The following is a 21,760-nucleotide window of genomic DNA, read 5'->3' on the forward strand; positions in this document are numbered from 1 at the left end:
TTTCCTACAGTAACGATTAGTCGATCACTTCGCCGGAACGTTTTGCGTACCGGACTTTTTTGCCGTTGTCCAGCACTTTGTATCCGATACGAGTAACTTTACCGCTCTTCGGATCAATGTGCATCACGTTGGAAACGTGAACTGGAGCTTCTTGCTCGATAATTCCGCCTTGTGGGTTCACTTGGGACGGACGAGTATGCTTTTTAACAAAGTTCACGCCTTCTACGAGTACGCGGTTTTCACGCGGATACGCAGCGATTACACGACCTTTTTTGCCTTTATCCTTACCGGAGATAACGATAACCGTGTCGTCTTTTTTAACGTGAAGCTTGTTGTTGTGCGATTCAAGAATCTTTTTCAGTCTTGGCATTGATTACACCTCCTGCTCAATAAGCTTTCAGGCTATATCGCGATCCCTGTTATACACAGGGCATTTGTCTTAGATAACCTCTGGTGCAAGCGATACGATTTTCATGAAATCTTTATCGCGAAGCTCACGGGCAACAGGTCCAAAAATACGAGTACCGCGCGGGCTCTTATCTTCTTTAACGATTACAGCTGCGTTCTCATCGAATGCGATGTAAGAACCGTCTTTACGACGAACTGCACGCTTCGTACGAACGATAACCGCTTTAACAACGTCACCTTTTTTGACAACGCCGCCTGGTGTTGCTTGTTTTACAGAACACACAATCAGGTCACCGATAGCGCCTACGCGACGGCCAGTACCGCCAAGAACACGAATACACATCAGTTCTTTAGCTCCGGAGTTGTCGGCAACACGCAAACGAGTAAATGGTTGAATCATCTCAACGTCCTCCTTCCGGGAAAATGCTCATTCACTGATTATAACATCTTAAAGGACAACTGCCACTTCAACAACTTCTACCAATCTGAAGCGTTTGTCTTTCGAAAGTGGACGAGTCTCCATGATTTTCACGATATCGCCAATTTTCGCTTGATTGTTCTCATCATGCGCTTTGAACTTTTTCGTGTATTTGATGCGTTTATGGTACAAATCGTGTTTTTTGTATGTTTCAACAGCAACAACGATTGTTTTGTCCATTTTATCGCTAACGACTTTACCGATTTGAACTTTGCGGGCATTACGTTCGCTCATGTTCTTCCTCCTTCCTTAAACCTTGGTAACCCTTAGTCAAGGACAGCTAAATTAGCTGCTGATACCGAGTTGTCTTTCATGCAAAATGGTTTTAGCGCGAGCGATATTCTTACGCACGTCACGAATACGTGTCGGGCTTTCCAATTGGCCAGTAGCCAGTTGGAAACGAAGGTTGAAAAGCTCTTCTTTAAAACCAGCGATTTTTACTTCAATCTCAGCAGAGGTAAGGTTGCGAAATTCACTAGCTTTCATTTGCTTCACCACCTACTTCTTCGCGTTTCACGAACTTCGTTTTGATCGGCAGTTTGTGGGACGCGAGGCGCATCGCTTCACGAGCGACTTCTTCGGAAACACCAGCCAGTTCAAACATGATCTTGCCTGGTTTCACGACTGCAACCCATTTTTCCACGTTACCTTTACCGCTACCCATCCGAACTTCGAGAGGCTTTTGAGTGATCGGTTTATGTGGGAAGATTTTAATCCACACTTTACCGCCACGCTTGATATAACGAGTCATTGCGATACGAGCCGCTTCAATTTGACGGTTCGTAATCCAAGTTGGTTCAAGAGCTTGCAAGCCGTATTCGCCGAAAGCTACTTCAGTGCCGCCTTTAGCGCGACCTCTCATATTTCCGCGTTGTTGCTTACGGTGTTTGACACGTTTAGGTACCAACATGATTAGTTGCCTCCTTCCTGGGGAGCTTTCTTCTTAGCTGGAAGGACTTCGCCGCGATAGATCCATACTTTTACGCCGATACGGCCGTAAGTAGTGTGTGCTTCAGCTGTGCCGTAGTCGATGTCTGCGCGCAGTGTATGAAGCGGTACTGTACCTTCGCTGTAGCCTTCCGAACGAGCAATTTCAGCACCGCCGAGACGACCGCTGACAGCAGTCTTAATCCCTTTAGCGCCTGCGCGCATCGAACGTTGGATCGCTTGTTTCAAAGCACGACGGAAAGAAACACGACGCTCCAGTTGTTGCGCGATGCTTTCAGCTACAAGAATAGCATCCAGATCTGCTTGTTTAATTTCGGAAATGTTAATGTGAACTTTTTTGCCTTTAGTGATTTTGCCAAGCTCCGTACGAAGGCTTTCTACTTCAGAACCGCCTTTGCCGATAACCATGCCTGGCTTAGCAGTGTTAATCGTTACGTTAACGCGGTTAGCCGCGCGCTCGATCTCGATGTGGGATACTGCTGCATCTTTCAGTTTGTTCTTCAGGTATTCACGAATTTTCACGTCTTCCAACAGAAGATCGCCGAAGTCTTTGCCAGCGTACCATTTGGATTCCCAATCACGGATAATCCCGATACGAAGACCGACCGGATTTACCTTTTGACCCACACGTTATCCCTCCTTATTTTTCAGATACAACCAATGTGATGTGGCTGGTTCTTTTGTTGATCCGGCTTGCGCGTCCCATTGCACGAGGGCGGAAACGTTTCATTGTCGGACCTTGGTTCACGAACGCTTGTGTGATAACCAGTTTGTTCACGTCCAATTGGTAGTTATGCTCAGCGTTAGCAATAGCAGAGTTCAGCAACTTCTCCAGGATTGGGGAAGCAGATTTCGGTGTATGACGCAAAATCGCGATCGCTTCACCTACTTGCTTGCCACGGATCAAGTCCGCAACCAGCTGTGCTTTACGAGGAGCAATGCGTACGAAATTAGCGTGCGCTTTAGCTTCTGGCATGGATGAACCTCCTCTCATACATAAAAAAATAATCTAGGCAAATTATCTTTTGCCTGTTTTTTTGTCATCGTCATGGCCTTTGTAGGTACGAGTCGGTGCAAACTCACCGAACTTGTGTCCAACCATATCTTCCGTAACATAAACCGGTACATGCTTGCGGCCGTCATAGACTGCAATCGTGTGACCGATGAACTGTGGGAAAATTGTCGAGCGACGGGACCATGTTTTGATAACGACTTTTTTATTCGTTTCGTTCAAAACCTCGACCTTTTTAAGCAGGTGGCCGTCAATAAACGGACCTTTTTTTAAACTGCGACCCATTTGGAGTCCTCCCTTCGCGGAAACGTAGCGCGACCATCAGTCACGCAGCTTGCAAACAAGCGGTTATTACTTCGTACGACGACGAATAATATATTGGCTCGATGCTTTTTTCTTCTTGCGTGTTTTGAAACCAAGAGTCGGTTTGCCCCAAGGAGACATAGGGGATTTACGACCGATTGGAGCACGGCCTTCACCACCACCGTGTGGGTGATCGTTCGGGTTCATTACTACGCCGCGGACTTCAGGACGTTTGCCCATCCAACGGGAACGGCCAGCTTTACCGATTTTCACGAGTTCGTGATCTTCGTTGCCAACGGAACCGATTGTTGCACGGCAAGTGCTCAGAATGCGACGAACTTCACCAGATGTCAGACGAACGGATACATAGTCGCCTTCTTTACCAAGAAGTTGAGCGTCTGTACCAGCTGCGCGAACCAATTGGCCGCCTTTGCCTGGTTTCAATTCGATATTGTGGATAACCGTACCTACTGGAATGTTGATAAGTGGCAAAGCGTTACCGATTTTGATGTCAGCATCAGGACCGGAAACAACTTGATCGCCAACTTTCAGACCTTTAGGTGCGATGATGTAAGCTTTCTCACCATCGATGTAGTGGATCAGAGCGATGTTCGAAGTACGGTTTGGATCGTATTCGACCGAAGCAACTTTACCTACAACACCATCTTTAGTACGTTTGAAGTCGATGATACGGTATTTACGTTTGTGTCCGCCGCCATGGTGACGAACTGTAATTTTACCTTGGTTATTACGACCAGCTCTTTTGAAAAGCGGAGCAAGCAAGGATTTCTCCGGTGTGCTTGTTGTGATCTCTTCAAAAGTCGAAACGGACATGTTACGACGAGCCGGGGATGTCGGTTTGTACTTTTTAATTGGCACTTAGTTTCCCTCCTTTTCTAAACAGACGTTTCAAAGAATTCAAGTTCTTTGCTTTCAGCGCTAAGCTGAACGATTGCTTTTTTCCAATCAGGTCTATAACCATTGTATTTACCGTAGCGTTTCGGCTTACCGGCAACACGCATAGTATTAACGCTCGTTACTTTTACTTTAAAGATTTGCTCAATAGCATCTTTAATTTCGGTTTTGTTCGCACGAAGGTCAACTTCGAATACATAGCGCTTAACCGCCATGAAGTCACTTGTGCGTTCCGTAATAACAGGGCGTTTGATAATATCGCGAGGATCTTTCATTATGCAAACACCTCCTGTACTTTCTCTACGGCTTCTTTCGTGATGATGAGCTTGTCATGCACCAATACATCCAGAACATTAATGCCGTCAGCAGCGACGAATTTAACACCTGGAATATTGCGAGCGGACAATGCTACATTGTCATCATAAGCTGGCAAAACAACAAGTGCTTTGCGATCAGCTTTCAGGTTGTTCAAGATTGCTGCGAATTCCTTCGTTTTAGGAGCCGCGAATGTCAATTGATCAAGAACGACGATCTCGTTAGCGATCACTTTGGAAGACAATGCGGATTTAATCGCCAGACGGCGAACCTTCTTAGGAAGTTTAAAGCCATAAGAGCGCGGAGTCGGTCCAAATACTGTACCGCCGCCAACCCATTGTGGCGAACGAATGCTACCTTGACGAGCACGGCCAGTACCTTTTTGTTTCCAAGGTTTACGACCGCCGCCGCGTACTTCGGAGCGTCCTTTTGTTTTGTGCGTACCTGCACGCTCAGCAGCTTGCTGAAGCAATACAGCGCTATGCAGTACATGAGAGTTAGGCTCGATACCGAATACGCTGTCCGCCAATTCGATTTCACCAACTTCAGAGCCACTCACGTTAAATACTGTAACTTTAGGCATTTCTTGTTCCTCCTTTCTTGTAAGCAATTAGTTCTTAACTGTTTGTTTCACTTTAACGAAACCGTTTTTAGGACCTGGAATGGAGCCTTTAACAAGGATCACATTACGCTCAGCGTCTACACGGATAATTTCGAGTTTTTGGATCGTAACTGTCTCATGACCCATGTGACCAGGAAGGTGTTTGCCTTTTGGTACGCGGTTCGCTTGAATGGAACCCATGGAACCAGGACCACGATGGTAACGGGAACCGTGGGCCATAGGACCCGTGCTTTGTCCCCAACGTTTGATAACGCCGGCGAAGCCTTTACCTTTCGAAATACCTGTTACGTCAACAAATTCGCCTTCTGCGAACAGATCAGCCTTTACTTCTTGGCCAACTTCATATTCGCCCAAGTTAATTCCGCGAATTTCACGAACGTAGCGCTTAGGAGCTGTGTTAGCTTTCTTCGCGTGACCGATTTCCGGCTTGATCGCTCTAGCTTCTTTCTTATCGGAGAAACCGAATTGTACGGCTTCATAACCATCGTTCTCTTGATCTTTCTTCTGGAGAACTACACAAGGACCAGCTTCGATAACCGTTACAGGAACGACATTACCTTCAGCGGTAAACACTTGCGTCATACCAAGTTTTTTCCCTAAGATACCTTTCATGTTGACACCTCTTTTCCTTCAATAATCAATTATGCTTATTACAGTTTGATTTCGATATCTACACCGGATGGTAAATCCAGGCGCATCAACGCATCAACCGTTTGCGGCGTTGGGTTAACAATATCGATCAAGCGTTTATGTGTACGCATTTCGAATTGCTCCCGGGAATCCTTGTACTTATGCACCGCACGGAGAATAGTGATGATTTGCTTTTCCGTAGGAAGCGGAATCGGCCCGGATACGCCTGCACCGGAACGTTTTGCTGTTTCCACGATTTTCTCAGCGGATTGATCAAGAATTCTGTGATCGTATGCTTTCAAGCGAATACGAATCTTTTGCTTTGCCATATAAGTCCCTCCTTCTATCGCCCAATTTCTTATCGGACATACTCCGTGAGAAAACCCGGCACATGCCCCATGGCAAAGGGGCCGGGTGTGTCGGCAACCTCTCACATCATCGCAACGTCACAGACCAACAGTCAATATTATACCGAAACAGCTGGGCAAATGCAAGGGAAAGTTGTATCTTTTCCTATTTTCACTCAGCTTGGTGCAACAACGATTTATGATCGACTTGCCCGCGTCCGCCGCCTGGACGAACCGTGTTTTCCACTTCGCCTATATTACACGATTATGATCAAACTCTCAAATCCATTTTTGACCTGAAAAATAGCTTCTATATAATAGAAGAAACGCAACAGCGAATTTCGCCATTGCGTTTCCTAAAAGGCCGATTAGCCGAGAACGACACGGTCGTCGGCCATTTTTTTGCCGCTGATCTGTTCGAATTCGCCAAGCAGCCGTTCTACAGTCAGATCTTTCTTCCGGTCTTCATTGACTTCAAGAATGATTCTGCCTTTATCCATCATGATCAATCGGTTGCCGAGCCGAATCGCCTGTTCCATATTGTGAGTAACCATCAAGGTAGTTAGGTTCATCTCTCGCACAAGCGTTTCGGTCAGCGTTGTGATGAGCTCCGCACGGGCCGGGTCAAGAGCTGCCGTATGCTCATCGAGCAAAAGAATCTGGGGTTTCGTAAAGGTAGCCATCAGAAGGCTAAGCGCCTGACGCTCACCGCCGGATAAAAGGCCTACCTTGGCGCTCAAGCGATTCTCAAGCCCGATACCCAACCGGGAAAGCTGTTCCCGGAAAATAGCGCGGCGTCCACGATTTATGCTTAGCGAGAAACCACGCTGCTTTCCGCGAGTATAGGCCATCGCCAGATTCTCTTCAATTGACATCCGAGGCGCAGTACCGGCCATCGGATCCTGGAATACGCGGCCAATCCATTTGCTTCTGCGGAACTCCGGCAGATTGCTAATGTTTTTGCCCTCGATCCGTACTTCGCCGGTATCCGGCTTCATAACACCCGAGATGATATTCATCAGAGTCGACTTGCCGGCGCCATTGCTGCCGATAACCGTAATAAAGTCCCCTGGCTTCATCGCCAGGTTCGTATTCACAAGGGCCGTCTTTTCATCTAATGTCCCCGGGTTAAAAAGCTTTGATACTTTGGATATTTCCAGCATCAGCGTCCGCCCCCTTTTTGTTCAACGCTATTCAAAAGAGCTGCTGTGCGTTTTTGGGCCATCCTCTTTTGTTTCCACGATTTCTGAAGAGACGGGAAGACTAGCGCGATAATAACGATAACGGCAGTAATCAGTTTGAGATCGGATGCTTCGAAGAAGTCGCTTTGATAAGCAAGACCGATAATAATACGATAAACGATCGAGCCAAGCACAACTGCCAGTGTCGCCCGGAATACGGTCTTCGCGCCAAACAGAGCTTCACCGATAATAACCGATGCGAGACCGATAACAATCATCCCGACACCCATCGTAATATCGGCAAATCCGCTTTGCTGAGCGACAAACGAACCCGACAAAGCGACCAGACCGTTTGATAACGCAATACCCATAATCTTAGTCGTATCTGTATTTGTGCCAAAGCTTCGGATCATGCGCTCGTTATCACCAGTAGCACGAAGACTCAACCCAAGATCCGTCTTGAAGAACAAATCAAGCAGAACCTTAATAATTACAACGACAATCGGCATAAGCACAAGAACCTTAACTCCCGAAAACACAGTCGAGATGTCCGATCCCATAAGTCCGATGTTCGGCTTGCCCATAATCCGCATATTAACGGAATAGAGCGCGATCATCATCAAAATACCGGATAACAATCCGTTGATTTTTCCTTTCGTGTGCAGCAAGCCTGTAATTGCACCTGCGGCAGCTCCGGCGCCAAATGCCGCAAGACATGCGAGCCATGGCGAAGTGCCGTTCGTAATCAGAACTGCTGCTACCCCTGCTCCGGTTGTGAAGCTTGCATCAACCGTGAGATCGGGAAAATCAAGAATGCGAAATGTAATATAAACGCCTAGAGCCATTAAGGAATAAAGTAAACCTAGCTCAAAAGCACCATTCAACCATACTGGCACCGGGGCACCTCCTCCACATAATAAGAGAACGGGATGAACGCAAGGGAGCGTTTACCCCGTTCTCAACTTGTTATTGAATGATATTGTTGTCCGGATCTTTAACTCCGGCTTTCATGGCATCCGTTACTGTAATACCTTCATCGGCAGCTGCCTTCAGGTTAAGAATCAGATCGAGCTTGTCCGGTTTCGTAACTTTCATCTCGCCCGGATTTTTACCCTTCAGAATTTCAGCGGCCATTTGGCCTACTTGGTAACCATGATCGTAGTATTTAAAGCCTACAGTTGCAAAAGCGCCTTTCTCAACCGTATCGCGGTCACTCGAGAAGAACGGGATATGGTTTTGTTTTGCCAATTGCAGAAGCGCGTCTACACCGGATACAACAACGTTATCTAACGTGATGTACATGGCATCTACTTTACCGATAAGCGACTCACCGGCTTGTTTTACTTCAGAAGTGTTTGTAACCGGTGCTTCAATCAGTTCGATATTATGTTTAGCAAGTGCTTCTTTAGCAGTAGCAGCCATAACAACCGCATTGCTCTCGCCTTTGTTAATGACCAAACCAACCTTTTTCACGTTAGGGAAGTTAGCCGCGATGAAGTCCATCAGTTGAACGGCTGCATCTGGATTCGTATCGGATGCACCCGTTACGTTGCCGCCCGGAGCATCAAGGTCGGAAACCAGATCTGCGGAAAGCGGATCCGTTACAGCTGCGAATAATACTGGAGCTTTATTGCCGGCATTCGAGTAAGCTTGCACAAGCGCCTGCGCCGACGGAGTTGCAATACCAAGAGCCAGATCGGCTTTTGCGCCTGCAATCTTTTGAGCGATCGACAGGTTATTCGTTTGATCGCCTTGTGCTGTATTGAAATCTACGCTCAAGTTTTCCCCTTCAACAAAACCGGCATCCTTCAATGCTGCAAGAAAACCTTCTTTTGTTGCGTCAAGCGACGGATGCTCAACGATCTGAGAAATCGAGATCTTATACGATTTCTTCGCGTCAGAATTACCTGCGTCTGCAGTATTGCCAGAGCCGGTGTTCTCGTTGTTTTTGCCACTGTTCCCACATGCTGCTGTAACGAGCAAAAGTACTAAAGCAAGCGGTACCAACCATTTCTTATTCATTTCTAGTTTGCCCCTCCCGGATATTTGTCTGAATACTTCGAATAACGTCGATAGACGCTTATCCATTAATTCTAATGGCATGTAAAGATATACGTCAATGGTGGGTTTTATCTGGAAATTAAAAAACCCTCTGCCAGAGGCAGAGGGTTTCATAAAGCGCGGCTAAAGCCGCACCTTATTATTTTTGGATAGTTGCAACAGCGCCAGCGCCTACAGTACGGCCGCCTTCACGGATGGAGAAACGAGTTCCTTCTTCAACCGCGATTGGAGCGATCAGTTCTACAGTAACTGTGATGTTGTCGCCAGGCATTACCATTTCAGTACCTTCAGGCAGGTTGATGATACCTGTTACGTCAGTTGTACGGAAATAGAATTGTGGACGGTAACCAGTGAAGAAAGGCTTATGACGGCCACCCTCTTCTTTAGTCAGAACGTAGATTTGAGCAGTGAAGTTAGTGTGTGGTTTAACCGAAGCCGGTTTAGCCAGTACTTGACCACGCTCGATGTCTTTACGGTCTACACCACGAAGCAGTGCGCCGATGTTGTCGCCCGCTTGAGCGGAATCCATCAGTTTACGGAACATTTCTACGCCCGTAACAACGGATTTGCGAGTTTCTTCAGCCAGACCAACGATTTCGATCTCGTCGCCAACTTTAACCACACCACGGTCGATACGGCCAGTAGCAACTGTACCACGACCTGTGATTGTGAATACGTCCTCGACAGGCATCAGGAAAGGCTTAGCTGTGTCGCGCTCAGGAGTTGGGATGTAAGTGTCAACTTGTTCGAACAGTTCAACGATTTTGTCAGCCCAAGGACCATCTGGGTTTTGCAGAGCTTCACGAGCTGCACCACGGATGATTGGAGTGTCGTCGCCTGGGAACTCATACTCGTTAAGAAGGTCGCGAACTTCCATCTCAACCAGTTCAAGAAGCTCTTCGTCTTCAACCATGTCGCATTTGTTCAGGAATACAACGATGTAAGGTACGCCTACTTGGCGGGACAGAAGGATGTGCTCGCGAGTTTGCGGCATAGGGCCGTCAGCTGCGGATACAACCAGGATAGCGCCGTCCATTTGAGCAGCACCAGTGATCATGTTTTTAACATAGTCGGCGTGACCTGGGCAGTCAACGTGAGCATAGTGACGGTTAGGAGTCTCATACTCAACGTGAGCTGTCGAGATCGTGATACCGCGCTCGCGCTCTTCTGGAGCTTTGTCGATTTGGTCGAAAGCGATTGCCGCGCCACCGTATTTTTTGGAAAGTACAGTAGTGATAGCAGCTGTCAAAGTAGTTTTACCATGGTCGACGTGACCGATAGTACCGATATTTACGTGCGGTTTATTACGTTCAAATTTAGCCTTTGCCATTGAACTTAATCCTCCTTAATATAACTGAAGTTTTATGTGTGGGCCAAACACAAATGCCTTAAGGTATTTGTGCCCGGCCTTGCATACCAAAGGTATGAATTTTAAGGGCTTAATAATTAAGCGCCTTTGTTTTTCGAGATGATCTCTTCCGAGATCGAACGTGGTACTTCTTCATAGTGCGAGAGCTCCATGGAGAATACGCCACGGCCTTGCGTACCGGAACGAAGAGTTGTGGAGTAACCGAACATCTCTGCAAGAGGTACCTTAGCACGGATGATTTGTGCGCCTGCACGAGTATCCATACCTTCGATACGACCGCGACGGGAGTTCAGCATACCCATAACGTCGCCCATGTACTCTTCTGGTACTGTAACTTCAACCTTCATGATTGGCTCAAGAAGAACTGGGTTACATTTATCCTTAGCGGCTTTAAGCGCCATGGAACCAGCGATTTTGAACGCCATCTCCGAGGAGTCAACGTCATGGTACGATCCGTCTACAACAGTTGCTTTAACGTCAACGAGCGGGAAGCCAGCGATTACGCCGTTCTTCATCGACTCTTCGATACCCGCTTGGATAGGACCAATGAATTCACGCGGAATAGATCCACCCACAACTTTGTTTTCGAATACGAAGCCTTGACCTGGCTCTTGCGGAGTGAATTCCACCCAACAATGTCCATATTGACCTTTACCACCGGACTGACGAACGAATTTACCTTCAACCTTAGCCGCAGTACGGAAAGTCTCGCGGTAAGCTACTTGAGGTTTACCAACGTTAGTCTCAACTTTGAATTCGCGAAGCATACGGTCTACCAGGATTTCAAGGTGAAGCTCACCCATACCCGAGATGATCGTTTGATTCGTTTCTTCGTCTGTATGAGCACGGAAAGTTGGATCTTCTTCAGCCAGTTTGGAGATTGCGATACCCAGCTTGTCTTGGTCAGCTTTCGTTTTTGGTTCGATAGCTACCGAGATAACTGGGTCAGGGAAGTTCATCGATTCAAGAATGATCGGTTCCTTCTCATCGCACAGCGTGTCGCCCGTAATCGTGTCTTTCAGACCGACTGCAGCAGCGATATCACCGGAATATACTTCGGAAATTTCTTGACGGCTGTTCGCATGCATTTGCAGGATACGGCCGATACGTTCACGTTTGTTCTTTGTTGCGTTAAGAACATACGATCCGGATTTCAGAATACCCGAGTATACACGGAAGAACGTCAATTTACCAACATAAGGGTCAGTCATGATTTTGAATGCGAGTGCCGCGAACGGCTCTTCGTCAGAAGAATGACGTACCGACTCTTCGCCGTCTTCGAGTGTACCTTTGATAGCAGGTACGTCGAGTGGGGATGGCAGGTAGTCAACAACAGCATCCAACATCATTTGAACACCTTTGTTACGGTAAGAAGAACCTGCGATTACTGGGAAGATCTTAACTTCACAAACACCTTTACGGAGCGCTGCTTTGATTTCTGGAATCGTAATTTCTTCGCCTTCCAGATATTTCATAGTTAATTCTTCGTCCAGCTCAGCGACCTTCTCGATCAGCTCCGTGCGAAGCTCTTCAACTTGGTCAGCATACTCAGCAGGAATTTCGACTTGCTCAGGATCTTTCCCGAGGTCGTCTTTGTATTTGTAAGCTACGCGCTCTACAATGTCGATTACGCCAAGGAAATCACTCTCAGCGCCAATCGGCAATTGAATAGCAACAGCATTCGCTTGCAGACGTTCACGCATGTCTTTAATAACATTCAGGAAGTCTGCACCGATGATGTCCATTTTGTTAATGTAAGCGATCCGAGGAACGCCATAACGGTCAGCTTGACGCCATACCGTTTCAGACTGTGGCTCAACGCCTTCTTTAGCACTGAATACGCCAACGGCCCCATCCAATACGCGCAGGGAACGTTCAACTTCTACTGTGAAGTCAACGTGCCCCGGGGTGTCGATAATATTGATGCGGTTGCCTTTCCATTGAGCAGTAGTCGCGGCAGACGTAATTGTGATACCGCGCTCTTGCTCTTGCTCCATCCAGTCCATCGTTGCAGCACCTTCGTGCACTTCACCGATTTTATGAGTACGGCCTGTATAGAACAAGATACGCTCAGTGGTAGTTGTTTTACCAGCATCGATATGCGCCATGATCCCGATGTTACGCGTATTATTCAAGGAGAACTCTCTAGACATGAATTTGTCTCCTCTCGTGTTTTGAGTTAAACTCAAACATTTTGGTTAGAATCCTACCAACGGTAGTGAGCAAACGCTTTGTTCGCTTCTGCCATTTTGTGTGTGTCTTCGCGTTTTTTCACAGATGCACCAGTGTTGTTCGATGCGTCCATGATTTCAGCAGCCAGACGCTCTTCCATCGTTTTTTCACCGCGGTTACGCGAATAGTTCACGAGCCAACGGAGACCAAGCGATGTACGACGTTCAGGTTTTACCTCGATCGGTACTTGGTAGTTGGAACCGCCGACACGGCGAGCTTTAACCTCGAGTACAGGCATGATGTTTTTCAACGCTTCTTCGAACACTTCCATTGGATCTTTACCCGTGCGTTCTTGGATCAGCGTGAAAGCATCATACAACAGCGTTTGTGCAACGCCGCGTTTACCGTCGATCATGATGCGGTTGATAAGGCGGGTTACCAGTTTGCTATTGTAAACCGGATCCGGCAATACGTCGCGTTTTGTAACAGGACCTTTGCGTGGCATGAGAAAGTCCCCCTTTCTTAGTTAGTCGCAATATCCGAATATTTATCCGAACAGATTGCTATTATTATTTTTTAACTTTAGGACGTTTAGTACCGTATTTCGAACGAGATTGGTTACGGTTGTTAACACCCGCAGTATCCAATGCGCCGCGAACGATATGGTAACGTACACCTGGAAGGTCTTTTACGCGTCCACCACGGATCAATACAACGCTGTGTTCTTGCAGGTTATGACCGATACCAGGGATATACGCTGTTACTTCTACGCGGTTAGTCAAACGTACACGCGCGTATTTACGAAGTGCGGAGTTTGGTTTTTTCGGAGTCATAGTACCTACACGAGTGCACACACCGCGTTTTTGCGGAGCGCTGATGTTCGTTGCTTCACGTTTCAAGGCGTTGAAACCTCTTTGCAAAGCAGGCGATTTCGATTTTACGACTTTAGCTTGGCGGCCTTTGCGGACCAGCTGGTTAATTGTTGGCATGTTGCCACCCCCTTCCCATGATTATGTCTTATTAATGGCAAGACATTTTACCCAATTAATTAAGCCCACAGATCCAGGCGGTTCATAAAAGAACAAATAAAAATTTCTGTCAGTCCATCATCTTTCAATTCTGCACCAACAAAAATGGAGTCTACTTTATTCTTCGTCAATAATGAGCGCTGCCATAGCGGCTCCGACATCAATCCCGCAGGTTTCCCCGAGTTCTTGCATCGTATCTATCCACTTGACCGGAACACTCAACCGCTCGCACAGATGAACGATCTTCTCTCTCATCCGCGGATCTGCATCACGAGCCACATAGACTTCGATAGCTTTACTCTGTTCAAGCATCTTAGTCGTCTGTTTCGCGCCAACCTTAAACTGCATGATATCACCATTCCTTTTGCGGTAGAGCGATCACACAATTAGGCACACTTCGATATATTAACACCTACATCTAGAAGTGTCAAGCTGTATTACACCCTGTCCAATTGCAAAGTTTTGGTCATCTCATTCACGAGGTTAAAGGTAAGGCCCCTCAACTATTATACATGTAAAAGAGCGGGCATCAACAGGGAAGACCAACCATCCCTGCCGAATGCCGCGCTCTCCTCATCTATTACAACTTATGCGGATCCTATTCGATCGTTACAGCTTCGGATTCCAATTCGCCTTCCGCTGTTGCTTCAGGCTCATCTTCAAGGCCTACCAGCTTGATGCTGCGGTAACGGTTCATACCTGTACCAGCCGGGATCAGCTTACCGATAATAACGTTCTCTTTCAAACCAAGCAATTGGTCGACTTTGCCTTTGATAGCAGCGTCGGTCAGGACGCGGGTCGTTTCTTGGAACGATGCCGCGGACAAGAACGAATCTGTCTCAAGGGACGCCTTCGTAATACCAAGCAATACCGGCTTCGCAACGGCAGGCTCAAGACCTGCAAAGATTGCTTCGCGGTTAGCTGCTTCGTATTCGTGGATGTCGACAAATGCACCCGGAAGAAGCGTGGTGTCGCCAGCGTCAACGATACGGATTTTGCGAAGCATTTGCTTAACCATAACCTCAACGTGCTTGTCGTTGATTTCTACACCTTGGTTACGGTATACGCGCTGTACTTCTTGCAAAATGTAGTTTTGAACGCCACGGATACCTTTAATACGCAGCATATCTTTAGGGTCGATCGAACCATCTGTCAGTTCGTCGCCTGCTTCGAGTTGCTGGCCTTCGGTGACACGGATACGCGAGCCATACGTAATCGCATAGACTTTTGTTTCCGCTTCGCCTTGTACTTCGATTTCGCGGCGGTCTTTCGCTTCGCGAATTTCTTTCACGACACCGTCGAGCTCCGTAATGATCGCTTGACCTTTCGGATTACGCGCCTCGAAAAGCTCCTGGATACGCGGTAAACCTTGCGTAATATCGTCGCCGGCAACGCCGCCGGTATGGAATGTACGCATTGTCAGCTGTGTTCCCGGCTCACCGATAGATTGCGCAGCGATAATACCAACCGCTTCACCGATCTCAACGTGTTTACCAGTTGCCAAGTTACGGCCGTAGCATACTTTACATACGCCATGACGTGCACGACAGCTAAGAACGGAGCGGATTTGAAGTTTTTCGATACCCGCCTCGATAATCGCATCCGCTTTACCGGAGTCAATCAGCTCGCTCTTCTTAACGATAACCTCGCCCGTTTTCGGATGACGAAGCGTTTCGAAAGAGTAACGGCCTTCGATACGGTCGTAAAGATCCTCGATAACCTCTTTGCCGTCTTGGATCTTGCTTACCGCGAAGCCTTTATCCGTACCGCAATCGTCTTCGCGGACGATAACGTCCTGCGCAACGTCTACGAGACGGCGAGTCAAGTAACCCGAGTCAGCGGTACGAAGGGCGGTATCGGCCAGACCTTTACGCGCACCATGCGTCGAGATGAAGTACTCGAGGACGGTCAGACCTTCACGGAAGTTCGATTTGATTGGCAACTCGATGATACGGCCGGATGGGTTCGCCATCAGACCACGCATGCCGCCGAGTTGGGCGATCTGCGATTTGTTACCCCGTGCTTTGGAGTCAACCATGAGCATGATGGAATTGTAACGGTCCATCGATCTCATGAGAATTTCCGTTATTTGATCTTTGGATTTGCTCCAAATCTCGATAACACGGTCATAGCGCTCTTCGTTTGTGATCAGACCACGACGGTACTGATTCATAACGACAGCTACTTTAGCATCGGATTCTTTCAGGATCTCAACTTTCTCCTCCGGAACGATAACGTCCGATACCGCTACAGTGATACCTGCGCGCGTGGAGTACGTGAAGCCCAGTTGTTTAATCCGGTCAAGAATAATCGACGTTAATGTTGTATGGTAGATACGGAAGCACTCGCCAATGATGTTGCCGAGATACTCTTTGCCGACGCCGCCGGCAATTGGCAACTCATCCATGATTTTGTTCAAGTCACTGCCTTTTTCATAAACGAAATACTTATCCGGTGTGCCTTGCAGCAAGTTCGCTTTGGTAGCTTCGTTGATGTAAGGGAAATCTTCCGGGAAGATTTCATTGAAAATAACTTTACCGACAGTTGTACTAATCAGCGAGTTCTGTTGCTGCTCCGTAAAGATCGTTTTCTTCAACACTCTCGCAGGCACGAATACACGCGCATGAAGCGATACAATACCGCGTTGGTACGCAGAGATTGCTTCGTTTACGGTAGCGAACACCGATCCGGAACCTTTTGCTTCTTTGTTATCCATCGTCAAGTAGTACGATCCGAGAACCATATCCTGGGATGGAGTAACAACCGGCTTACCGTCTTTCGGGTTCAAGATGTTGCCCGATGCAAGCATCAGGAGACGTGCTTCAGCTTGTGCTTCTGCCGACAACGGTACGTGAACGGCCATTTGGTCACCGTCGAAGTCCGCGTTATAAGCGGTACATACGAGCGGATGAAGCTTGATGGCGCGGCCTTCAACCAGAATCGGTTCAAACGCCTGGATACCGAGACGGTGAAGCGTAGGGGCACGGTTAAGAAGAACCGGATGCTCCTTGATTACTTCTTCAAGAACGTCCCAAACTTCAGGGCTTACGCGTTCAACTTTGCGTTTTGCGCTCTTGATATTATGAGCCAGACCTTTGTTCACAAGTTCTTTCATTACGAAAGGCTTGAACAGCTCCAGTGCCATCTCTTTTGGAAGACCGCATTGGAACATTTTCAGGTTTGGACCTACGACGATAACGGAACGACCAGAGTAGTCAACCCGTTTACCGAGCAAGTTCTGACGGAAACGGCCTTGTTTACCTTTCAGCATGTGGCTGAGGGATTTCAAAGGACGGTTGCCCGGGCCGGTTACCGGACGGCCGCGACGGCCGTTATCGATAAGGGCGTCAACTGCTTCTTGCAGCATGCGCTTCTCGTTCTGAACGATAATGTCCGGAGCGCCCAGATCAAGCAAGCGTTTCAGACGGTTGTTACGGTTAATAACACGGCGGTACAGGTCGTTCAGGTCAGACGTTGCAAAACGTCCGCCGTCCAACTGTACCATCGGACGAAGCTCTGGCGGGATAACCGGAAGCACATCGAGAATCATCCATTCCGGCTCATTGCCGGAGTTGCGGAAGGCTTCGATTACTTCAAGACGCTTAATCGCACGATTGCGTCGTTGGCCTTGAGCCGTACGCAATTCTTCTTTAAGTGTCTCCAGTTCTTTCTCTACATCGATGTCTTGCAGCAATTTCTTAACTGCTTCGGCACCCATGCTCGCTTGGAAGCCATAACCGTATTTCTCACGGTAGCTGCGGTATTCTTTCTCCGACAGCAGTTGTTTTTTCTCAAGCGGCGTATCACCAGGGTCGGTTACGACATAGGATGCAAAATAAATGATCTCCTCAAGGGAACGAGGCGACATGTCAAGCGCAAGGCCCATACGGCTTGGAATGCCCTTAAAGTACCAGATATGCGATACTGGAGCAGCAAGCTCGATATGGCCCATACGCTCGCGGCGTACTTTCGCGCGTGTAACTTCAACGCCACAACGGTCACAGACAACGCCTTTATAACGAACGCGTTTGTATTTACCGCAATGACATTCCCAGTCTTTTGTAGGCCCGAAGATCTTTTCGCAGAAAAGACCCTCTTTCTCCGGTTTTAACGTCCTATAGTTGATCGTCTCCGGTTTTTTGACTTCTCCGCGGGACCAAGAGCGAATTTTATCAGGCGAGGCAAGCCCGATTTTCATATACTCGAAGTTGTTCACGTCCAACAAGGAGCAACCCTCCTTCGTCATGTATGGCTATGTCGTACAAATTGGCGGCTGCACGCCCTTCAGTTACGAAGGACGAGCAGCCTTTTATTCAAAGCTTATTCAGCGCCGGCTTCGGCACCTTCTAAGTTGAGGTTAAGCTTATCGCTTGTTCCGTCATCTTCATCATCGATTTCTTTCATTTCGATCTCTTCTTCATTCTCGGTGAGGATCTTAACGTCCATACCAAGGGACTGAAGCTCTTTGATCAATACTTTGAACGATTCCGGAACGCCTGGTTCCGGAACGTTCTCGCCCTTCACGATCGATTCGTACGTCTTCACGCGGCCGACCACGTCGTCGGATTTGACGGTAAGAATCTCTTGAAGCGTGTAGGCTGCGCCGTAGGCCTCGAGTGCCCAAACCTCCATCTCACCGAAGCGCTGGCCGCCGAATTGAGCTTTACCGCCCAATGGTTGCTGCGTAACGAGAGAGTAAGGACCCGTCGAGCGGGCATGGATTTTATCGTCGACCATGTGCGCCAGTTTGATCATGTACATGACGCCAACCGTAACTTCACGCTCAAACGATTCGCCTGTACGTCCATCGTACAGAATCGTTTTACCGTTACGCTGCATGCCGGCTTCTTCCATCGTATCGAATACGTCATACTCACGCGCGCCGTCGAATACCGGCGTTGCCGCATGGAGACCAAGACGCTTACAAGCCATACCCAGATGGACTTCGAGCACCTGACCGATGTTCATCCGCGATGGTACGCCGAGTGGGTTCAATACGACTTCAACTGGTGTGCCGTCTGGCAAGAACGGCATATCTTCCTCCGGCATAATGCGGGCGATAACCCCTTTATTACCGTGACGTCCTGCCATTTTGTCGCCTTCGGAAATTTTACGTTTTTGAGCAATATATACACGAACCAGCTGATTCACGCCTGGTGGCAGTTCATCGCCGTTCTCACGAGTAAATACTTTAACGTCTACAACGATACCGTCGGTACCATGCGGTACGCGAAGCGATGTATCACGAACTTCACGAGCCTTCTCACCGAAGATCGCGTGAAGGAGGCGTTCTTCCGCCGTCAGCTCCGTTACGCCTTTAGGCGTTACTTTACCAACAAGGATATCGCCTGCGCTAATCTCTGCACCAACACGGATGATACCGCGTTCGTCGAGATTCTTGAGCGCATCTTCGCCGACATTCGGAATGTCGCGCGTAATTTCTTCCGGTCCAAGCTTCGTATCACGTGCTTCGGATTCATATTCCTCTATGTGAATCGAGGTATATACATCCTCTTTCACAAGCTTCTCGCTAAGAAGAATAGCATCCTCATAGTTGTAGCCTTCCCAAGTCATGAACGCAACGACAACGTTACGGCCAAGCGCCAATTCGCCTTGCTCTGTCGATGGGCCGTCAGCGAGGATATCGCCTTTCTTGATCACATCGCCTTTGCGAACAAGCGGACGTTGGTTAATACATGTTCCTTGGTTAGAGCGCATAAACTTATGCAGTTTATGTTTTACAAGATCGCCAACAACTTGCTTACCGTCCAAAATCTCTGTCCGGCGAAGCCAAATTTCATTCGCGGATGCACGTTCAATAACACCGTCATACTTGGATACAATACATACACCGGAGTCTTTTGCCGACTTGTGCTCCATCCCTGTACCAACAAGTGGTGCTTTAGGAATAAGAAGCGGCACGGCCTGACGTTGCATGTTGGATCCCATGAGCGCACGGTTGGAGTCGTCATTTTCCAAGAAAGGAATGAGCGCTGTCGCAACCGATACGACCTGCTTCGGCGATACGTCCATGTAGTCTACACGTTCGCTTGGCATAGTCAGGATGTTATCTGCTTGTTTGTTGTAACGAACGATTACGCTGTCGTCTACAAAATTGCCTTCTTCAGTCAGCTTCGCGTTCGCTTGCGCAACAACGTAGTTATCTTCTTCGTCAGCCGTCAAATACGAGATTTGCTCGGTAACGACGCCTGTCTTCGGATCTACCCAACGATAAGGAGCTTCGATGAAGCCGTACTCGTTAATGCGGGCAAACGTCGACAAGGAGTTGATCAGACCGATGTTCGGGCCCTCTGGCGTTTCGATTGGACACATACGCCCGTAGTGGGAGTGATGGACGTCACGTACTTCGAAGCCTGCGCGCTCACGCGTCAGACCACCCGGACCGAGTGCAGACAAACGACGTTTGTGCGTCAATTCTGCCAACGGGTTCGTTTGGTCCATGAACTGCGACAGCTGCGAGGAACCGAAGAACTCTTTAATCGATGCGATTACAGGGCGAATGTTAATCAAGGCTTGAGGCGTAATTGCATTAGCATCCTGAATCGACATTCTTTCGCGAACAACGCGTTCCATACGGGAAAGACCGATACGGAATTGATTTTGAAGCAATTCACCTACAGAGCGCAGACGACGGTTACCCAGATGGTCGATATCGTCTGTATTGCCTACTCCGTGAAGGAGGTTAATGAAATAGTTAATGGACGAAATAATGTCCGCCGGCGTAATATGCTTAACGGATTTATCAATAACGCCATTCGAGATGACTTTGATAACCTTCGCGTCATCAAGCGGTGAATACACGCTGATCGCTTGAAGAGGAATGCTGTCCGCATCCAGCACACCATTAGCAACATGGTATGTTTTGAAACCGACGTTTTTCTCCAGCTTGTCGAGGATCTCATCCAGCAGACGGCGGTCAATCATTTGGCCTGCTTCTGCAATGATCTCGCCTGTACCTGGATCTACCAGCGTCTCAGCAAGACGTTGATTAAACAGACGGTTCTTAATGTGAAGCTTTTTGTTTATTTTGTAACGGCCGACATTAGCCAGGTCGTAACGTTTTGGATCAAAGAAACGAGCTACAAGCAAGCTCTTCGCATTGTCCAAAGTAGGCGGTTCGCCTGGACGAAGGCGTTCATAGATTTCAATTAACGCTTTCTCCGTCGAATCTGTGTTGTCTTTATCCAGCGTGTTGCGAATATACTCGTCATGGCCGAGCAATTCTAAGATCTCAGCGTCGGTTCCGAAGCCAAGAGCGCGCAAAAGCACCGTCACCGGTATTTTCCGGGTCCGGTCAATACGAACGTACATGATGTCCTTAGCATCCGTCTCAAGCTCGAGCCAAGCTCCGCGATTCGGAATTACCGTTGCCGTGTATGTTTTCTTCCCGTTCTTATCAACCTTCGTGCTGAAGTACACACTTGGGGATCGAACCAACTGGCTGACAATAACACGTTCCGCCCCGTTAATAATGAACGTACCGGTCTCTGTCATCAGCGGGAAGTCGCCCATGAACACTTCTTGTTCCTTCACTTCGCCGGTTTCTTTGTTGAAGAGCCGTACTTTAACGCGTAGTGGAGCAGCGTACGTCACATCGCGTTCCTTTGATTCATCGACCGAATATTTCGGTTCGCCCAAGCTATAGTCGATAAACTCAAGCGATAGATTGCCCGTAAAGTCCTGAATCGGCGAAATATCCTGGAACAACTCAAGCAAGTCGTTATCCAAGAATTTTTCGTACGATTTTTGTTGGATTTCAATCAGGTTCGGGACTTCCAGCACCTCGTTGATCCGGGCGTAACTTCTCCGCGTGCGCCGACCATACTGAACAAGTTGTCCTGCCAACTTAACCTCACCCCTCATGTCTGTCTCACAGCATCGATATCTACTGCGTCACTACTTTAAATAAAGAAAAGCCCTTATCGAATAGTTCGAAAAAAGAGCGTGTTC

23 protein-coding genes are annotated in these 21,760 nt (G+C 48.0%); all 23 read right to left on the bottom strand.

Going from position 1 to position 21,760, the window contains the following annotated elements; all coding sequences use genetic code 11:
• Nucleotides 1-16 precede the first annotated feature (16 nt).
• Entirely contained in the window at nt 17-370 is a 354-nt protein-coding gene (gene rplX, locus PJDR2_RS28515) for a 50S ribosomal protein L24 (protein ID WP_015847213.1), read from the bottom strand.
• A gap of 69 nt (nt 371-439) precedes the next feature.
• A complete protein-coding gene (gene rplN / locus PJDR2_RS28520) occupies nt 440-808 on the bottom strand; it encodes a 50S ribosomal protein L14 (protein WP_015847214.1) in 369 nt (122 codons plus the stop codon).
• A gap of 48 nt (nt 809-856) precedes the next feature.
• Nucleotides 857-1,120: a 30S ribosomal protein S17 gene (rpsQ, locus tag PJDR2_RS28525; protein ID WP_015847215.1), complete on the bottom strand. Its 264-nt coding sequence runs from the start codon at nt 1,118-1,120 to the stop codon at nt 857-859.
• Between the two features lie 51 nt (nt 1,121-1,171).
• Nucleotides 1,172-1,372, bottom strand: a complete 201-nt coding sequence (rpmC, locus tag PJDR2_RS28530) for a 50S ribosomal protein L29 (protein WP_015847216.1) — start codon at nt 1,370-1,372, stop codon at nt 1,172-1,174.
• Nucleotides 1,362-1,796, bottom strand: coding sequence for a 50S ribosomal protein L16 (gene rplP / locus PJDR2_RS28535; protein WP_015847217.1), 435 nt, complete (start codon nt 1,794-1,796; stop codon nt 1,362-1,364). The genes rpmC and rplP overlap by 11 nt, the downstream gene beginning before the upstream one ends.
• Before the next feature lie 2 nt (nt 1,797-1,798).
• The gene (gene rpsC / locus PJDR2_RS28540) at nt 1,799-2,461 is read right to left on the bottom strand and encodes a 30S ribosomal protein S3 (protein ID WP_015847218.1); all 663 of its coding nucleotides are present in this window, start codon (nt 2,459-2,461) and stop codon (nt 1,799-1,801) included.
• Nucleotides 2,462-2,474: 13 nt separating this feature from the next.
• Nucleotides 2,475-2,810: a 50S ribosomal protein L22 gene (gene rplV / locus PJDR2_RS28545; protein ID WP_015847219.1), complete on the bottom strand. Its 336-nt coding sequence runs from the start codon at nt 2,808-2,810 to the stop codon at nt 2,475-2,477.
• A 42-nt stretch (nt 2,811-2,852) separates the two neighbouring features.
• Nucleotides 2,853-3,131, bottom strand: a complete 279-nt coding sequence (gene rpsS / locus PJDR2_RS28550; RefSeq protein ID WP_015847220.1) for a 30S ribosomal protein S19 — start codon at nt 3,129-3,131, stop codon at nt 2,853-2,855.
• A gap of 66 nt (nt 3,132-3,197) precedes the next feature.
• Nucleotides 3,198-4,028 carry a 50S ribosomal protein L2 gene (rplB, locus tag PJDR2_RS28555; protein ID WP_015847221.1) on the bottom strand — a complete coding sequence of 277 codons (831 nt, stop codon included), beginning with the start codon at nt 4,026-4,028 and terminating at the stop codon, nt 3,198-3,200.
• Between the two features lie 17 nt (nt 4,029-4,045).
• A complete protein-coding gene (gene rplW, locus PJDR2_RS28560; RefSeq protein ID WP_015847222.1) occupies nt 4,046-4,339 on the bottom strand; it encodes a 50S ribosomal protein L23 in 294 nt (97 codons plus the stop codon).
• Complete coding sequence (gene rplD, locus PJDR2_RS28565) at nt 4,339-4,962, bottom strand: 50S ribosomal protein L4 (protein WP_015847223.1); 624 nt, start codon at nt 4,960-4,962, stop codon at nt 4,339-4,341. Before rplD ends, rplW begins: the two co-directional genes overlap by 1 nt.
• Nucleotides 4,963-4,989: 27 nt before the next feature.
• Nucleotides 4,990-5,613, bottom strand: a complete 624-nt coding sequence (gene rplC, locus PJDR2_RS28570) for a 50S ribosomal protein L3 (RefSeq protein ID WP_015847224.1) — start codon at nt 5,611-5,613, stop codon at nt 4,990-4,992.
• 38 nt (nt 5,614-5,651) lie between these two features.
• Nucleotides 5,652-5,960 carry a 30S ribosomal protein S10 gene (gene rpsJ / locus PJDR2_RS28575; RefSeq protein ID WP_005544556.1) on the bottom strand — a complete coding sequence of 103 codons (309 nt, stop codon included), beginning with the start codon at nt 5,958-5,960 and terminating at the stop codon, nt 5,652-5,654.
• Between the two features lie 386 nt (nt 5,961-6,346).
• On the bottom strand, nt 6,347-7,141 hold the full coding sequence (locus PJDR2_RS28580; protein ID WP_015847225.1) for an ABC transporter ATP-binding protein: 795 nt from the start codon (nt 7,139-7,141) through the stop codon (nt 6,347-6,349).
• On the bottom strand, nt 7,141-8,055 hold the full coding sequence (locus PJDR2_RS28585) for an ABC transporter permease (RefSeq protein ID WP_015847226.1): 915 nt from the start codon (nt 8,053-8,055) through the stop codon (nt 7,141-7,143). The genes PJDR2_RS28580 and PJDR2_RS28585 overlap by 1 nt, the downstream gene beginning before the upstream one ends.
• A gap of 70 nt (nt 8,056-8,125) precedes the next feature.
• Complete coding sequence (locus tag PJDR2_RS28590; protein ID WP_015847227.1) at nt 8,126-9,181, bottom strand: ABC transporter substrate-binding protein; 1,056 nt, start codon at nt 9,179-9,181, stop codon at nt 8,126-8,128.
• Between the two features lie 178 nt (nt 9,182-9,359).
• Nucleotides 9,360-10,550 (bottom strand): elongation factor Tu, encoded by a 1,191-nt coding sequence (gene tuf / locus PJDR2_RS28595; RefSeq protein ID WP_015847228.1) that lies wholly within the window; start codon nt 10,548-10,550, stop codon nt 9,360-9,362.
• A gap of 116 nt (nt 10,551-10,666) precedes the next feature.
• The gene (gene fusA, locus PJDR2_RS28600) at nt 10,667-12,742 is read right to left on the bottom strand and encodes an elongation factor G (protein WP_015847229.1); all 2,076 of its coding nucleotides are present in this window, start codon (nt 12,740-12,742) and stop codon (nt 10,667-10,669) included.
• A gap of 53 nt (nt 12,743-12,795) precedes the next feature.
• Nucleotides 12,796-13,266, bottom strand: a complete 471-nt coding sequence (gene rpsG / locus PJDR2_RS28605; RefSeq protein WP_015847230.1) for a 30S ribosomal protein S7 — start codon at nt 13,264-13,266, stop codon at nt 12,796-12,798.
• A gap of 64 nt (nt 13,267-13,330) precedes the next feature.
• Nucleotides 13,331-13,750 carry a 30S ribosomal protein S12 gene (rpsL, locus tag PJDR2_RS28610; RefSeq protein WP_015847231.1) on the bottom strand — a complete coding sequence of 140 codons (420 nt, stop codon included), beginning with the start codon at nt 13,748-13,750 and terminating at the stop codon, nt 13,331-13,333.
• Between the two features lie 156 nt (nt 13,751-13,906).
• Complete coding sequence (locus PJDR2_RS28615; RefSeq protein WP_015847232.1) at nt 13,907-14,137, bottom strand: ribosomal L7Ae/L30e/S12e/Gadd45 family protein; 231 nt, start codon at nt 14,135-14,137, stop codon at nt 13,907-13,909.
• A gap of 250 nt (nt 14,138-14,387) precedes the next feature.
• The gene (rpoC, locus tag PJDR2_RS28620; protein WP_015847233.1) at nt 14,388-18,014 is read right to left on the bottom strand and encodes a DNA-directed RNA polymerase subunit beta'; all 3,627 of its coding nucleotides are present in this window, start codon (nt 18,012-18,014) and stop codon (nt 14,388-14,390) included.
• Between the two features lie 95 nt (nt 18,015-18,109).
• Entirely contained in the window at nt 18,110-21,673 is a 3,564-nt protein-coding gene (gene rpoB / locus PJDR2_RS28625) for a DNA-directed RNA polymerase subunit beta (RefSeq protein ID WP_015847234.1), read from the bottom strand.
• Between the last annotated feature and the right edge of the window lie 87 nt (nt 21,674-21,760).

The organism is Paenibacillus sp. JDR-2, from assembly GCF_000023585.1.
Classification (GTDB): domain Bacteria; phylum Bacillota; class Bacilli; order Paenibacillales; family Paenibacillaceae; genus Pristimantibacillus.

Coding starts and splice junctions, on each gene's coding strand:
- rplX (WP_015847213.1), bottom strand. CDS start 370: ATGCCAAGACTGAAAAAGATTCTTGAATCGCACAACAACAAGCTTCAC.
- rplN (WP_015847214.1), bottom strand. CDS start 808: ATGATTCAACCATTTACTCGTTTGCGTGTTGCCGACAACTCCGGAGCT.
- rpsQ (WP_015847215.1), bottom strand. CDS start 1,120: ATGAGCGAACGTAATGCCCGCAAAGTTCAAATCGGTAAAGTCGTTAGC.
- rpmC (WP_015847216.1), bottom strand. CDS start 1,372: ATGAAAGCTAGTGAATTTCGCAACCTTACCTCTGCTGAGATTGAAGTA.
- rplP (WP_015847217.1), bottom strand. CDS start 1,796: ATGTTGGTACCTAAACGTGTCAAACACCGTAAGCAACAACGCGGAAAT.
- rplV (WP_015847219.1), bottom strand. CDS start 2,810: ATGCCAGAAGCTAAAGCGCACGCTAATTTCGTACGCATTGCTCCTCGT.
- rpsS (WP_015847220.1), bottom strand. CDS start 3,131: ATGGGTCGCAGTTTAAAAAAAGGTCCGTTTATTGACGGCCACCTGCTT.
- rplW (WP_015847222.1), bottom strand. CDS start 4,339: ATGAAAGATCCTCGCGATATTATCAAACGCCCTGTTATTACGGAACGC.
- rplD (WP_015847223.1), bottom strand. CDS start 4,962: ATGCCTAAAGTTACAGTATTTAACGTGAGTGGCTCTGAAGTTGGTGAA.
- rplC (WP_015847224.1), bottom strand. CDS start 5,613: ATGAAAGGTATCTTAGGGAAAAAACTTGGTATGACGCAAGTGTTTACC.
- rpsJ (WP_005544556.1), bottom strand. CDS start 5,960: ATGGCAAAGCAAAAGATTCGTATTCGCTTGAAAGCATACGATCACAGA.
- PJDR2_RS28580 (WP_015847225.1), bottom strand. CDS start 7,141: ATGCTGGAAATATCCAAAGTATCAAAGCTTTTTAACCCGGGGACATTA.
- PJDR2_RS28590 (WP_015847227.1), bottom strand. CDS start 9,181: ATGAATAAGAAATGGTTGGTACCGCTTGCTTTAGTACTTTTGCTCGTT.
- tuf (WP_015847228.1), bottom strand. CDS start 10,550: ATGGCAAAGGCTAAATTTGAACGTAATAAACCGCACGTAAATATCGGT.
- fusA (WP_015847229.1), bottom strand. CDS start 12,742: ATGTCTAGAGAGTTCTCCTTGAATAATACGCGTAACATCGGGATCATG.
- rpsG (WP_015847230.1), bottom strand. CDS start 13,266: ATGCCACGCAAAGGTCCTGTTACAAAACGCGACGTATTGCCGGATCCG.
- rpsL (WP_015847231.1), bottom strand. CDS start 13,750: ATGCCAACAATTAACCAGCTGGTCCGCAAAGGCCGCCAAGCTAAAGTC.
- PJDR2_RS28615 (WP_015847232.1), bottom strand. CDS start 14,137: ATGCAGTTTAAGGTTGGCGCGAAACAGACGACTAAGATGCTTGAACAG.
- rpoB (WP_015847234.1), bottom strand. CDS start 21,673: ATGAGGGGTGAGGTTAAGTTGGCAGGACAACTTGTTCAGTATGGTCGG.